The following is a 14419-nucleotide window of genomic DNA, read 5'->3' as shown; positions in this document are numbered from 1 at the left end:
CGCCGCCTGACGCCCAGCGCGCGGCCTGACGCCCCGCGCGCGGCCTGAGGTTCTGCCCCTCGACACCGCCGGGCTCCCGCCGTCGCGGCGGGAGCCCGGCGGAGCTGCGGGCAGGACGCGGAGCTCAGACCCCCGAGGGGATCTCGGTGAGCGTGCGGTCGTGCAGGGGCTGCACGGGTCGGTGGTTGTCGGGGTACACGGCGGTGAACGCGGCGAGCTCCTCCGCCGACACCGTCACCGGGGTGAGGTAGACGTTCCAGCGCACGCCCTCGGTGCACGGCGGCGTGGTGAGCGAGCCGTCGTACTGCACGCTCATGCCGTCCGCCGGGATGAGCGCGCTCGGGTCGATCTCGTGGCTCAGCGGCGTGCCCTTCTCGCTCACCGTGGGCGTGATCGAGGAGAAGAACTCGTCGAGCGCCGTGCTGGCCGCCCCTGCCTGCAGCATCACGCCGAGCACGAGCACCGAGCCGTCCTCGGCCTTGTGCACCAGGTGGAGTTCGGCGGGGGCCGTGCGTCCGTCGATCGTGTGCTCGCTGCTCGCGTGCAGGTGGAACTGCTGCAGCTCGTAGGTCTTGCCGTCCACCTCGATCGAGTCGGCCGCGGGGTCCTCGGGGATCGCCTCGATGGTGTGGCCGTTGTTCTCGATGTCGAACGCGGCGGGGGCGTAGTGCGTCACGACCTTCTGCGCGGCGGTCCCCATCTGCACCGTCGAGGTGTCGATGGCGATGGGGGACTCGTGGGAGCTGTCGACGTTCTCGCACGCGGCGCCGAACTTCCCCCAGTGCTCGGGGCCGTTGGAGCCGCGGTACGACCACTCGGCGTCCGCGGAGGCGCCGGGCGAGGGCGACGCAGACGCGGCGGGGGTCGTGGCGGCGGGTGCGCAGCCGGCGAGAGCGCCGATCGCGAGGGCCGCGGTGGACAGAGCGAGAGCGGGGCGGATCTTCATGTTGTTTCCTTCGGAGTGTGCGGCGCGCGCTGCAGGCACAGCGGATCGCCGCGCACCACACCGCGACGCCATCGGGACGATGCCCTGGCGAACTGCGTGATCACCCGGACGGCCAGTTGTCACTGCCCCGCGGCGTCCGAGCGGCACGAGTGTAGGCGACGAAACCCGGAGTTGCCCGTGGTCCCGCACCGCCCGTCGTCCCCGCCTACCAGCGCATCGAGCGCCACGCAACGGCGATCCCGGATCCCACACCGCCCGGTAATCTGGCACCGTGACCGACTCCCCGCGCTTCCGTCCCGATGTCCCCGAGCTCCACCGCCCGTACGCCGCCGACGAGGGCCGCTACGGACGGTTCGCCTACCGTCAGGTCGGGTCGTCCGGCCTCTACCTGCCGCCGATCTCGCTCGGGCTGTGGTGGAACTTCGGCGACAACATCCCGCTCGACAACCAGCGCGCGCTGCTGCGTCACGCGTTCGACGGCGGTATCACGCACTTCGATCTCGCGAACAACTACGGCCCGCCCTACGGCTCCGCCGAGAAGAACTTCGGTCGCATCTTCGCGGAGGACTTCCGGCCTTACCGCGACGAGCTCATCATCTCGTCGAAGGCCGGCTGGGACATGTGGCCGGGCCCGTACGGCGACTACGCGAGCCGCAAGTACATCCTCGCCAGCGCCGAGCAGTCGCTCACGCGCATGGGCCTGGACTACGTCGACATCTTCTACTCGCACCGCGTCGATCCGGTCACCCCGATCGAGGAGACCGTGGGCGCGCTCGACACGCTCGTGCGGCAGGGCAAGGCCCTCTACGTGGGCATCTCGTCGTACAGCGCCGAGCGCACGGCCGAGGCGGTCGCCGTGGCGAAGGATCTCGGCACCCCGCTGGTCATCCACCAGCCCGCGTACTCCATCCTGAACCGGTGGATCGAGGACGGCCTCACGACGACGCTCGAGGAGTCGGGTCTCGGGGCCATCGCGTTCACGCCGCTCGCGCAGGGACTGCTCACCGACAAGTACCTGGGCGACGGCACCGCCGACCGGGCGCAGCAGCGCGGCTCGCTCCCGAAGGGCAAGCTCACCGACGAGGCCGTGCAGACGCTGCGGGCGCTGAACGACGTGGCGAAGGGCCGCGGACAGTCGCTCGCCCAGCTGGCGCTGCAGTGGACGCTGCGCACCCCGGTGGTCGCCTCGGCCCTGATCGGGGCGTCCCGGCCCGAGCAGCTCGACGAGAACCTCGCCGCGCTCGACGGGCCCGAGTTCTCCGCGGAGGAGCTCGCCCGCATCGACGAGCTGTCCGGGGGGATCGACGTGAACCTCTGGGCCACCTCCTCGGATCTGTGACCCGGTCATGAGCCTCGCCTCGGCCGCCGGATCCGTGCACGTGCGCGCGCCGGGGAAGATCAACGTCTATCTGGGGGTCGGTGGCCGCCACGACGACGGCTACCACGCCCTCGCGACGGTGTTCCAGGCGGTGTCGCTGTACGAAGACGTGATCGCGCGGCCGGCGGACGACTTCTCGATCACGGTGTCCGGGGTCGAGGACGACGGCTCCGTGCCGCTCGACGACCGCAACCTGGCGATGCGTGCGGCGAAGCTGCTCGCCACGGCCACCGAGCACACCGGCGGGGTGGCGCTCGAGGTGCGCAAGAGCGTTCCGGTCGCTGGCGGCATGGGGGGCGGATCGGCCGACGCCGCCGCGGCCCTGGTCGCGTGCGATGCGCTGTGGGGGACCGGTCTGTCGCCCGCGCGTCTGCACGACCTGGCGGCGCGGCTCGGCGCCGACGTCCCGTTCGCCCTGCACGGCGGCACGGCGGTGGGCACGGGGCGCGGTGATCAGCTGAACCCCGCGCTCGCGCGTGGCCGCTTCGACTGGCTGCTGGTGACGAGCGAGCAGGGCCTGTCGACCCCGGTGGTGTACGAGCGGCTCGACCTGCTGCGCGAGGAGGAGGGTGCGCTCGCCGATGACCCGCCGCTGTCGCTCGACGTGCCGATCCCGGTGCTCCAGGCGCTGCGCACCGGAGACCCGCGCCAGCTCGCCGATGCCTTGCACAACGACCTGCAGGCGGCGGCGCTGCACGAGCGGCCCGATCTGGGTGACACGATCGACCGCGGGATCGCGGCGGGTGCCCTGCACGGGATCGTCTCGGGCTCCGGTCCCACGGTCGCGCTGCTGTGCCCCGATCCCGAGACCGCGCAGGACGTGCAGACCCGGCTGCGGGACGAGGGGTTGGACCCGCTGCACGTGCACGGGCCAGTGCCCGGCGCCCGCATCCTCGGCTGAGGTCTCCCGCCGCGACGTCCTCCGGCCCACCGGTCCGTGACGCCTTCGGGATGCACGGCGCGGTCGTGGCAGACATAATGAAGTGACGATGTGACCGTGCACACGCGAGGAGGCAGTGATGTCCACGTCCTCCGAGCGTGCCCGCCTGCCGAGCATCCGCGACGTCGCCCGGCTCGCGGGGGTGTCGCACCAGACGGTGTCCCGCGTGCTGAACGATCACCCCAGCATCCGGCCGGAGACCAAGGCGAAGGTGCTCGACGCGATCGCCGTGCTGGACTACCGGCCGAACCTCGCGGCGCGCGCGCTGGTGACGAGCAAGTCGAACATGCTGGGCATCCTGTCCGCCACGATCGGCGAGTTCGGCCCCACCTCGTCCATCGCCGGGATCGAGGATGCGGCGCGCGAGGAGGGCTACTCGGTCTCCACGCTCAACCTCCCCTCGACCACGCCGGAGGCCATCGGCAACGCGGTGCGCCAGCTCGAGCGGGAGCAGGTCGACGGGATCGTGGTGCTCGCGCCACAGGTGCGCGTGTTCCATGTCTTGCGCGGCATGTCCGGCGCGATGCCCTTCGTCACTCTGCAGACGGCGTCGGGCTCGGACGGCGTGAGCCTGTCGGCCGATCAGGTCGCCGGTGCCAAAGCCGCGACGGAGCACCTCATCTCGCTCGGGCACAGCGACATCCTGCACCTGGCCGGACCGCAGGACTGGATCGAGGCGGAGTCGCGCATGCGGGGCTACCTCGACGCGCTGCGCGATGCCGATCTGCCCACGTTCCCGCCCATCCGCGGGGACTGGACGGCGGACTTCGGCTACTTCGCGGGCAAGGAGCTGTCGCACCGCCGCGACTTCACGGCGGTGTTCGCGGCGAACGACCTGATGGCGATCGGACTGCTGCACGGCTTCCGCGACGCGGGGGTGCGGGTGCCGCATGACGTGAGCGTGATCGGCTTCGACGACATCCCGGTCGCGGCCCACGTGGCACCGACGCTGAGCACCGTGCACCAGGACTTCCCGGAGCTGGGCCGCCGCGCGGTGCGCATCCTGCTGGCGCAGATCCGCGGTGAGGATCCGCCCGCGTTCGGGGCGCTGCAGACGCTGCTGCGGGCTCGCGAGTCGGCCGCCGCCCGCTGAGCCGATCCGGCGCGTTCGGGGCACTCGATTCCCGCGGGCCGCGCCCCTCCACGGATCGAATCCTTTCGATCCGCCGCGCCGCCGGGATGCCCGTGTTCCTGCGGATCGCGGGGAGATCACGGTCGCGACACGGAATGCCCGCGCCGACTTGACACCGCTCCCGCGGGAGACGACGATGTATCGATGTGAACGGTCACATCGAAGGTGACCGCACGTCGCGAGGAAGATCCGTGAGCACCACTGCAACGTTGCCGACCGTGTCAGGCCCGATCCTGGAGATGCGCAGCATCACCAAGGAGTTCCCGGGGGTCAAGGCGCTCGCCGACGTCTCGATCACCGTCCGCGCCGGCGAGATCCACGCGATCTGCGGCGAGAACGGCGCCGGGAAGTCGACGCTGATGAAGGTCCTCTCCGGGGTGTACCCGTACGGCAGCTACGACGGGGAGATCCTGCTGTACGGCGAGGAGCAGCGCTTCAAGGACATCGCCGCGAGCGAGCAGGCGGGCATCGTCATCATCCACCAGGAGCTGGCGCTCATCCCCGAGCTGTCCGTCACCGAGAACATCTTCCTCGGCAACGAGATCCGCCGCTTCGGCCGCATCGACTGGCAGGCGCAGAAGGAGCGCACGATCGAGCTGCTCGCCCGCGTCGGGCTGAGCGAAGACCCCGACGTGCCGATCAAGACCCTCGGTGTCGGCAAGCAGCAGCTCATCGAGATCGCCAAGGCCCTCAACAAGGACGTCAAGCTCCTGATCCTCGACGAGCCGACCGCGGCCCTGAACGAGAACGACTCCCAGCACCTGCTCGACCTGATCCTGGGGCTCAAGGCCAAGGGCATCGCGTCGATCATGATCAGCCACAAGCTCAACGAGATCGAGCAGATCGCCGACGAGATCACGATCATCCGCGACGGCCGCACGGTCGAGACGCTCGACATCTCCCGCGGCGAGATCAACGAGGACCGCATCATCCGCGGCATGGTCGGCCGGTCGCTGGAGAGCCGCTACCCCGACCGCACGCCCGAGATCGGCGAGGTGTTCTTCGAGGTCAGGGACTGGTGGGTGCAGCACCCGACGGTGCCGGAGCGCATGGTCGTGAAGGGCTCGAACCTGAACGTGCGGCGCGGCGAGGTCGTCGGCATCGCCGGGCTCATGGGCGCGGGGCGCACCGAGCTCGCCATGAGCATCTTCGGTCGCTCCTACGGCACCTACCTCTCCGGCACGCTCGTGAAGGACGGGCAGGAGATCGAACTGCCCGATGTCGCTGCGGCCATCAAACACGGCCTCGCCTACGTGAGCGAGGACCGCAAGGTGCTGGGGCTCAACCTGCTCGACACCATCAAACGGTCGATCGTGGCGGCGAAGCTGTCGAAGATCGCGCACAACGGGGTGGTCGACGCGCGCGAGGAGTTCGCGGTCGCCGAACGCTACCGCAAGGCGCTGCGCATCAAGACCCCCTCGGTGGAGGAGGGCGTCGGCAAGCTGTCGGGCGGCAACCAGCAGAAGGTCGTCCTCGCGAAGTGGATGTTCACCGACCCCGACCTGCTGATCCTCGACGAGCCCACCCGCGGCATCGACGTCGGCGCCAAGTACGAGATCTACGCGATCATCAACGAGCTCGCCGCCCAGGGCAAGGGCGTGATCGTGATCTCCAGCGAGCTGCCCGAGCTTCTCGGCATCTCCGACCGCATCTACACCGTGTTCGAAGGCCGGGTCACCGACTGCATCCCGGCCGACCAGGCGACCCCCGAGGACCTCATGCGCAGCATGACCTCCGCGACCCAGAAAGCATCCGCATGACCACCGACTCGACCACCGCGAAGCGCGGCTTCCACTTCAAGGACATCACGAAGATGTTCGGCGGCGGCGGCACCTCCACGCTGCGCCAGTTCGGCATCCTCGGCAGCCTCGTCGTCATCCTCGTCGTCTTCCAGGTGCTGACGTGGATCGTGAAGGGCACCGGACTCACGCTGTCGTCCGGGAACCTCATCAACGTCGTCAACCAGTACTCGTACATCCTGATCCTGGCGATCGGCATGGTGATGGTCATCATCATGGGGCACATCGACCTCTCGGTCGGCTCGGTCGCCGCGTTCACGGGCATCGTGGTGGCGAAGGCGATGCAGGACTGGAACCTTCCCTGGCCGCTCGGCATCCTGCTGGGACTGGGGGTCGGTGTGCTCGTGGGAGCCTGGCAGGGCTTCTGGGTCGCCTATGTGGGAGTGCCGGCGTTCATCGTGACCCTGGCCGGCATGCTGTTCTTCCGCGGGGCGAACCAGTGGGTCGGCGACTCGCAGTCCGTGCCCGTTCCGGAGGGCTTCAAGATCATCGGCGCGGGGTACCTGCCGGAGATCGCACTGCCGCTGCCGTTCAACATCCCGACCATGATGCTGGCGCTCGCCGGCGTGGCGTGGATCGTGTTCTGGGAGATCCGTACGCGTCGCGTGCAGCGCAAGATGGGCTCCGACATGGCGCCGCTGTGGGTCAGCGTCACCAAGGTCGTGCTGATCTCGGCGGTCATCCTCATCGCGGGCTGGCTGTTCGCCACCGGCCGTGAGGGCACCAGCTTCCCGATCTCGGGCGTCATCCTGCTCGCCCTGGTCATCCTGTACTCGTTCATCACGAACAACACCGTGTTCGGCCGGCACATCTACGCGGTCGGCGGCAACCGGCAGGCGGCGCGCCTGTCGGGCGTGAAGGACCGCTGGGTCGACTTCTTCGTGATGATGAACATGTCGGTCCTGGCCTCGCTCGCCGGCATGATCTACGTCGCGAGGGCGACCGCGTCCGGTCCCCAGGACGGCAACGGCTGGGAGCTCGACGCGATCGCCTCGGTCTTCATCGGCGGTGCGGCCGTCTCGGGCGGCATCGGCACCGTGATCGGGTCGATCATCGGTGGTCTCGTGATGGCGTTCCTCAACAACGGCCTCGCCCTGCTCGGCGCCGGCGCCGACGTCGTGTCGATGATCAAGGGCCTCGTGCTGCTGTTCGCGGTCGGCATCGACGTGTGGAACAAGCAGCAGGGACGCCCCTCGATCACCGGCTTCCTCACGCGTCGCTTCGGCCGCAAGCAGGACCCGGCCACCGACACCTTCGATCCGACGAAGACGAACTACCCCACCAGCCAGAAGTACGAAGCCCCCGCCGTCGAGGAGACGCGCGGAAAGTAAGGGCCGCGTCGCGCAGCGCACGCGCGACGAGACCTGCACACACCAGAGAAAGAGATCACATGAAGAAGATTCTTCTGTCGGCGACAGCGCTTGTCGTCGCGGGCGCATTCGCCCTCACCGGCTGCTCCTCGGAGCGCGGCGGTGACACGGGATCGGGTTCCGGCGATGAAGCGACGAAGGGCTTCGCCGCCGACGCCACGATCGGTGTCGCCCTCCCGGACAAGACCTCGGAGAACTGGGTCCTGGCCGGTCAGCTGTTCACCGATGGCCTGGAGAAGGCCGGGTTCAAGGCCGACGTGCAGTACGCGCCGGCCAGCAACACGGTCGCCGAGCAGCAGAACCAGATCCAGGCGATGGTCACCGGCGGTGCCAAGGTCATCATCATCGGCGCGAAGGACGGCAAGCAGCTCACCACCCAGGTCGAGGCCGCGCGCGACGCCGGTGTCGCCGTCATCGCGTACGACCGCCTGATCGAGAACACCGACGCGGTGGACTACTACGTCGCGTTCGACAACTTCGAGGTCGGCAAGCTCCAGGGCCAGGCGCTCCTCGACGGTCTCGCCGAGCGCGCGGGCCACGAGGCGCCGTACAACATCGAGCTGTTCTCGGGTTCGCCGGACGACGCCAACTCCGCCGTGTTCTTCAACGGCGCGATGGAGGTGCTGCAGCCGAAGATCGACGACGGCACGCTGAACGTCGTCTCCGGTCAGACCGAGATCTCGCAGACCGCGACCGAGGGATGGAAGCCGGAGAACGCCCAGCGTCGCATGGACTCGATCCTCACCTCGACGTACGGCTCGGAGACGCTCGACGGCGTCCTGTCCCCGAACGACACGCTCGCGCGCGCCATCATCACCTCGGTGCAGGGTGCCGGCAAGCCCGTCCCGGTCGTCACGGGTCAGGACTCCGAGGTCGAGTCGGTGAAGTCGATCATGGAGGGCGTCCAGTACTCCACGATCAATAAGGACACCACGCTGCTCGTGGAGCAGGCCATCAAGATGGTCGGCCAGCTGCAGAAGGGCGACGAGGTCGACGTCAACGACACCGACCAGTACGACAACGGCAAGAAGGTCGTTCCGGCCTACCTGCTCCCGCCGGTCATCGTCACCAAGGAGAACGCGGCCGAGGCGTACGCCAACGTGCCGAGCCTCCTCGAGATCGTGAAGTCGTACCAGTAACACGATTCGCACCGCGCACGAGCCGTCCGTCCCTTCCGGGGCGGGCGGCTCGTCCGCGTGGGGCCTGCCGCTCATGAAGCGCGCGTCACGAGGTGCGCGTCATGGAGGCGCGGGTGAGGAGCAGGAGGGTGAGGGCGATCCCGGTGAGGGCGACCGCGACCCAGACCGGTCCGAGAGGTCCGGTGCCGGTCGCCAGTGCCGCGGCTCCGAGCACGGGGCCCGCGGCCGCTCCGACGTTCAGGGCTGCGGTCGCGGCGGAGCCGGCCATGGTCGGTGCCCCGGTCGCGGCGTACAGCACCCGTGTGACCAGGGTGCTGCCCACCCCGAACGACAGCACCCCCAGCACGAGCACGCCGGCGAGCAGAGCCGCGGGGTGGGTCGCGAGGAGCGCGAACGACGTCCAGCCGGCGAGCAGCAGCGGTCCGCCGATGCCGACCACCAGCCCGGGGTGCCGGTCGGAGAGTCGCCCAGCGACGGTCACACCGACGAACGACCCGACGCCGAAGAGCACCAGGGCGATCGCCACCCATCCCTCGGCCAGGTGCGCGGTCTCGGTCACGATCGTGGCGAGGAACGTGAAGGCGGCGAACGTGCCGCCGTTGATCAGCGCTGCGAGCGCCAGAGCGATGGCGACCGGTCGGGTGCCGAAGACGCGCAGCTCGGCACGCAGGGTCGGCGCGGCCGCGGCCGCGGGCGTGGGTGTGGGCGTGGGTGTGGGTATGGGTGTGGGCGCTGGTGTGGGTGTGGACTCTGGCCGGTATGGAGCGATCACGCGCGCGGGGACGCCGCGGACGATCCCGAGGAGGGCGGGCACGCAGAGCAGCGCGACCGCCCAGAAGGTGGCGCGCCACCCCCAGACCGCGCCCAGCACGGCGCCCGCGGGAACGCCCGCGACCGTGGCGACGGTGGTGCCCGCCAGGAGCACTGAGACGGCGCGCCCGGTCTGGCCGGGCGGTACCAGCGACGTCGCGGTGCGCAGGGCGACGGCGAGGAAGCCGGCGTTGGCGATCGCGCTCGCCGCCCGCGTGAGGAGCAGGACCTCGAACGACGTGGTGAGGGCGCCGAGCACGTGGCACGCGCCGAACGCCAGCAGGCACAGGAGCAGGGTGAGGCGAGGCGGCCATCCGCGCGCGAAGGCCGCCATCACCGGGGCGCCCACGACCATTCCGATCGCGAAGGCGGAGGTGAGCAGTCCCGCGGACCCGACGGGGATGGCGAGATCGTCGGCGATCGCGGGGAGGAGCCCGGCGAGCATGAATTCGGACGTGCCCATGACGAACACCGTCAGGGCGAGGGAGTAGAGGGCAAGAGGCATCGAGGACTCCGAGGTGAGAGAGCAGAAGGGGTCTTCTGGTCACCACGGCCAGCCCGGTGCGACGGATGCGACGGGGGAGCGCCCGCCCGGGGGCGGATGCGACGAGTCAGCGAGTGTCGGGACTGGCGGTGCGACCGGCAGCCCCCGACCTGTCTGATTCGGGGCTCGACATGCTTCCACTCTAGGGGGAGGCGCACCCGCCGCACCTGCCGCGCTCGCCGCACCCACCGCGCTTGCCGCACTCGCTGCACCCACCGCTCGCCGCACCCGCCGACATCATCGTTGCGCTCGCAGCCTCGCGACTCAGAACGGTGCCGCGCCCATGTCCGCACCCGCGTCCCATGCGCCTCCACCGGTCCCCGCGCCGCGGCCATCCTGCACACCCGCCTCCGCGAACACCACCGATGGCCGAGGCGGCGGGCGGTCGAGGTAGCTCCGTCCGGCCGGACTCGTCCACTCCAGAAGGCCGCCCGGGCGCTGCCGCACCTGCCACGGGGAGTGGTGCTTGAGGGTGTGGTGTCTGCGGCAGAGGGTCGCCAGGTTCCGGTGCTCGGTCGTCCCGCCGCGGGCCGCATCGTGGGTGTGGTCGAGGTCGCTCTTCCGCGCCGCGAGGCCGCATCCGGGGAAACGGCAGCGCTGGTCGCGCGCTCGCAGGTGCCGGCGGAGCTCCTCGCTCGGCCGGTAGCGGTCGACCGCGAGCGTCGCGCCGCTGATCGGATGCGTCAGCACCCGATCCCACCCCGCGGCGCCGCCGGTCAGATGTCGGGCGGTCTCCGCATCGATCGGCGTCTGACCGTCGAGCTCAGCCGGAGCACCCGCCGCCGTGGGGTGATCGTCACGAAGAAGGGTCAGCACGGGCACCGTCACCTCCACGCGCGCCCGCAGCTCGCCCAGCAGACCGTCCGCCGTGTCGTGGCCGGCCGGGGTGCCAGTCAGCACCAGATCGGAGAGCAGGTCGGCTCGCAGCTGGTCGACCGTGCGGGTGTCGGGTGTGGCAGGGGAGGGCTCGGTCGCGCCCCGCTCCGCGCGAGCGTTCTCCTGCTGTACGGCGTGAGCCATCTGCGACAGCCGGTGGAACATGCCGTGGACGAGTGCTGCCGGTCCGTGCATGCCCAGGTCGGCCATCCCGTCGCCTGCGTCTTTCACCCAGACCCGCCGCTGCTCGCGGGCGTCGCGGTGCCGTTCGGTGACCGTGCGCTCCTGGAAGCGTTCGGCGAGGCGTCGCACGAGCGGCCGCAGCCGGTTGGGCGAGGTGGTCTGCGCGAGGGCTACGGCGTCGTCGGCGAAGGCCGACCGCTCGGAAGCGTCGTGGAGATGCGCGCCCGCGTCGAGGATCGCGCGCGCGTGCGCCGCGCTGATCAGCCCGCGGCCCTGCGCCTCCCACACCGCGGGGAAGCGCTCGACCAGCCAGGACGCCTCGGACATGCGCCGTTCGACCGCGCGATCGCTCGCGCGCTGGGCCGCGCCGATCTCGGCGGCGACCGTGCGGATCGCCAGGTCGCCGTGGTCGGGGTGGCGCCCCTGCCGGGCGATGTCGACCGCGAGGCGCCCGGCCAGGGCCAGCAAGCCGTCGCGGGCGGCCTGCATGCTGCTCAGCGTCTGCTCCGCCGCGACCAGGCCCGCGACCAGCTCGGCGAGCATCGCCCGCTGGGAGTCGGTGGCGTCGAGCAGCGCGGTCATGACTTCACTCCATCACCGACCACCGACATTCGAACAAAGGATCGAACGAGTATGGACGAAAGTCAGGTCACGGAAAGGTAACGGTCGTGGTTTACTGACGCGATGCTTCTCAACGTCGTCGAAGCCGGTTCGGGCGAGCACACGGTCGTGCTCCTCCACGGCATGATGGGCTCCGCCGAGAGCTGGCACCGCGTCGTGCCCGCGCTGACGGAGCGCGGTTTCCGCGTGCTCGCGCTCGATCTCCCCGGTCACGGACTCTCGCCGCGCGACCCGCAGCTCACGATCGAGAGCGCGGCCGACGCGGTCGTCGAGACCCTGGCGCGCCTCCTCGAGCCCCCGTCCGCCACCCCCGGCCCGCCCCTGATCGCCGCGATGGGACACTCCTTCGGTGCCACGGTCCTCGCCGCGGCCGCCCCGCGACTCGAACCGGCGCTCGCCGTCTACGTCGACGCGGCGCTGACCCTGCAGGGCGGTCAGGATCGCGCGGCGCTGGTGTCGCAGTACGAACACGACCGGCGTGCACGCCTGTCGCCGGCCGAGCTGCGCCGCGCGCGTCCGTTCTATTCGGTCGCCGATGCCGAGGCGGAGGCCCGCGCGGCCGAGCGGTTCGATGCCGCGACGGCCGCGTCCGTGTCGTGCGGCTCCGATGGGCACTGGAGCGCCGCACCGGGCTCGATCGTGGTCCGCGCCGACCCCAGCGCGTGGGTCACCGACGAGGACGCGCGCCGGTTCGAGCACGAGGGCGTCCGCGTGCGGAGCATCCCCGGCGCGGCGCACACCGTCTGGTACAGCCACTTCGACGTGTTCACCGCGGCGCTGCCGGAGCTCTTCGGCTCCCGCTGACGACAGGGCGGGCGGCCGGCGATCCGCGACTACCCTGGAGAGGACATGGCACATCTTCTCGGGGCCGAAGCCCTGCACCTCGAATACCCGACCCGCGTCGTCTTCGACTCCGTCACCCTCGGCATCGAGGAGGGGGACCGCATCGGGATCGTCGGCCGCAACGGCGACGGCAAGTCCAGCCTCCTCGGCATGCTCGCCGGCACCAAGGAGCCGGACTCCGGCCGGGTGACCGTGCGCGGCGGCACCCGCATCGGTGTGCTGACCCAGGCGGATACGCTCCCGGACGACCTCACGATCGGCGCGGCCGTGGTCGGCGACGTGCCGGAGCACGAGTGGGCGGGCGACGCCCGGGTGCGCGATGTGATCGACGGGCTGCTGCGGGAGCTCCCGTGGGACGCGCGGATCGGATCGCTCAGCGGCGGCCAGCGGCGGCGTGTGTCGCTCGCCAAGCTCCTGACCGGCGACTGGGACGTGATCGCGCTCGACGAGCCCACCAACCACCTCGACGTCGAGGCCATCACCTGGCTCGCCGGTCATCTGAAGAAGCGCTGGTCCCCGAACGCCGGGGCGCTGCTGGTCGTCACGCACGACCGCTGGTTCCTCGACGAGATCTGCACCGAGACGTGGGAGGTGCACGACCGCATCGTCGAGCCGTTCGAGGGCGGCTACGCGGCGTACATCCTGCAGCGGGTCGAGCGCGACCGCATGGCCGCGGCGACCGAGGCGAAGCGGCAGAACCTCGCCCGCAAGGAGCTCGCGTGGCTGCGCCGTGGCGCCCCCGCGCGCACCAGCAAGCCGAAGTTCCGCATCGACGCGGCCAACGAGCTGATCGCGGACGTGCCGGAGATCCGCGACAAGGTGTCGCTGCAGTCGCTCGCGGTGTCGCGGCTCGGGAAGGACGTGGTCGACCTGCTCGACGTCGGCGTGACCTACCCGACCGAGGACGGCGGCGTGAAGACGGTGCTGAAGGACGTGGAGTGGCGCATCGCACCGGGGGAGCGCACCGGCATCCTCGGGGTGAACGGGGCGGGGAAGTCCACGCTGCTCGGGCTGATCTCCGGTGCCGTCGAGCCGACAGAGGGCCGGGTCAAGCGCGGCAAGACCGTGCAGGTGCGCACCCTCACGCAGCGCCTCGACGAGCTCACGCCGCACTGGAACGACCCGGTGCGCGTGGTGATCTCCGGGTTGCGCACCTCCTACACGCTCGGCGCCGGGTCGAAGGCGCAAGACCTCACGCCCGGTCAGCTGCTGGAGCGGCTCGGGTTCTCGTCGGCGCAGCTGTCGACACCGGTCAAAGACCTCTCGGGCGGCCAGCAGCGCCGGTTGCAGCTGCTGCTCGTGCTGCTCGACCAGCCCAACGTGCTGATCCTCGACGAGCCGACCAACGACATGGATACCGACATGCTCGCCGCGATCGAGGACCTCCTCGACTCCTGGTCGGGCACCCTCCTGGTCGTCAGCCACGACCGGTACTTCCTGGAGCGCGTGACCGACCAGCAGTACGCGATCCTCCCGGGGCCCGACGGCGCCGGACGGCTGCGCCACCTCCCCGGCGGCGTGGACGAGTACCTGCGGCTGCGCGAGCGGGTGGAGGCCGAGGGGTCGAAGCCCTCCGCGAGTGCCGCTGCGGCGGCACCGACCGGCCTCGACGGTGCCGCGCTCCGCACGGCGCAGAAGGAGGTCGCGGCGCTCGAACGACGCATCCAGAAGCTCACCGCGCAGGTCGACGCGGCCAAGCACGCGCTCGCCGACCACGACCAGTCCGACTACGCCGGACTGGGGGAGCGGATGAAGGAGATCTCGGCGCAGGAGGCCGAGATCGAGGAGCTCGAGCTGCGCTGGTTCGAACTCACCGAACAGATCGGCTGAGACCAGGA

11 protein-coding genes are annotated in these 14419 nt (G+C 70.5%); 8 read left to right on the top strand and 3 right to left on the bottom strand.

All coding sequences use genetic code 11. The annotated features are described in order from the left end of the window. Nucleotides 1–124: 124 nt before the first annotated feature. Nucleotides 125–946, bottom strand: coding sequence for a carbonic anhydrase family protein (locus tag ACWGQ1_RS09755; RefSeq protein WP_452312864.1), 822 nt, complete (start codon nt 944–946; stop codon nt 125–127). Nucleotides 947–1217: 271 nt separating this feature from the next. On the opposite strand from ACWGQ1_RS09755, the gene mgrA reads away from it, so the two are divergent. From mgrA to ACWGQ1_RS09725, 6 genes are all read left to right on the top strand, one after another. Further along, nucleotides 1218–2285 carry an L-glyceraldehyde 3-phosphate reductase gene (mgrA, locus tag ACWGQ1_RS09750; RefSeq protein WP_452312863.1) on the top strand — a complete coding sequence of 356 codons (1068 nt, stop codon included), beginning with the start codon at nt 1218–1220 and terminating at the stop codon, nt 2283–2285. Between the two features lie 7 nt (nt 2286–2292). Beyond that, nucleotides 2293–3225 carry a 4-(cytidine 5'-diphospho)-2-C-methyl-D-erythritol kinase gene (locus ACWGQ1_RS09745; protein WP_136045803.1) on the top strand — a complete coding sequence of 311 codons (933 nt, stop codon included), beginning with the start codon at nt 2293–2295 and terminating at the stop codon, nt 3223–3225. Nucleotides 3226–3343: 118 nt separating this feature from the next. Beyond that, complete coding sequence (locus ACWGQ1_RS09740) at nt 3344–4357, top strand: LacI family DNA-binding transcriptional regulator (RefSeq protein WP_136028596.1); 1014 nt, start codon at nt 3344–3346, stop codon at nt 4355–4357. A 185-nt stretch (nt 4358–4542) separates the two neighbouring features. After that, entirely contained in the window at nt 4543–6156 is a 1614-nt protein-coding gene (gene mmsA, locus ACWGQ1_RS09735; protein WP_443677175.1) for a multiple monosaccharide ABC transporter ATP-binding protein, read from the top strand. Further along, complete coding sequence (mmsB, locus tag ACWGQ1_RS09730) at nt 6153–7526, top strand: multiple monosaccharide ABC transporter permease (RefSeq protein ID WP_136045802.1); 1374 nt, start codon at nt 6153–6155, stop codon at nt 7524–7526. The genes mmsA and mmsB overlap by 4 nt, the downstream gene beginning before the upstream one ends. A gap of 59 nt (nt 7527–7585) precedes the next feature. Further along, nucleotides 7586–8704, top strand: a complete 1119-nt coding sequence (locus ACWGQ1_RS09725; RefSeq protein ID WP_136045801.1) for a substrate-binding domain-containing protein — start codon at nt 7586–7588, stop codon at nt 8702–8704. An 85-nt stretch (nt 8705–8789) separates the two neighbouring features. On the opposite strand, the gene ACWGQ1_RS09720 is transcribed toward ACWGQ1_RS09725, so the two are convergent. Beyond that, nucleotides 8790–10019 (bottom strand): Cmx/CmrA family chloramphenicol efflux MFS transporter, encoded by a 1230-nt coding sequence (locus tag ACWGQ1_RS09720; protein ID WP_452312862.1) that lies wholly within the window; start codon nt 10017–10019, stop codon nt 8790–8792. A gap of 303 nt (nt 10020–10322) precedes the next feature. After that, on the bottom strand, nt 10323–11699 hold the full coding sequence (locus tag ACWGQ1_RS09715) for a DUF222 domain-containing protein (RefSeq protein ID WP_452312861.1): 1377 nt from the start codon (nt 11697–11699) through the stop codon (nt 10323–10325). A 102-nt stretch (nt 11700–11801) separates the two neighbouring features. Here ACWGQ1_RS09715 and ACWGQ1_RS09710 point away from each other — a divergent pair, with 102 nt between their 5' ends. Both ACWGQ1_RS09710 and ACWGQ1_RS09705 read left to right on the top strand, forming a co-directional pair. Continuing rightward, a complete protein-coding gene (locus ACWGQ1_RS09710) occupies nt 11802–12542 on the top strand; it encodes an alpha/beta fold hydrolase (RefSeq protein ID WP_136036322.1) in 741 nt (246 codons plus the stop codon). Nucleotides 12543–12587: 45 nt separating this feature from the next. Beyond that, a complete protein-coding gene (locus tag ACWGQ1_RS09705; RefSeq protein ID WP_452312860.1) occupies nt 12588–14411 on the top strand; it encodes an ATP-binding cassette domain-containing protein in 1824 nt (607 codons plus the stop codon). The last annotated feature ends 8 nt before the right edge of the window (nt 14412–14419 follow it).

The sequence above is a fragment of the Microbacterium sp. NPDC055599 genome (assembly GCF_053618975.1).
This window is presented reverse-complemented; position numbering and strand designations above follow the sequence as displayed.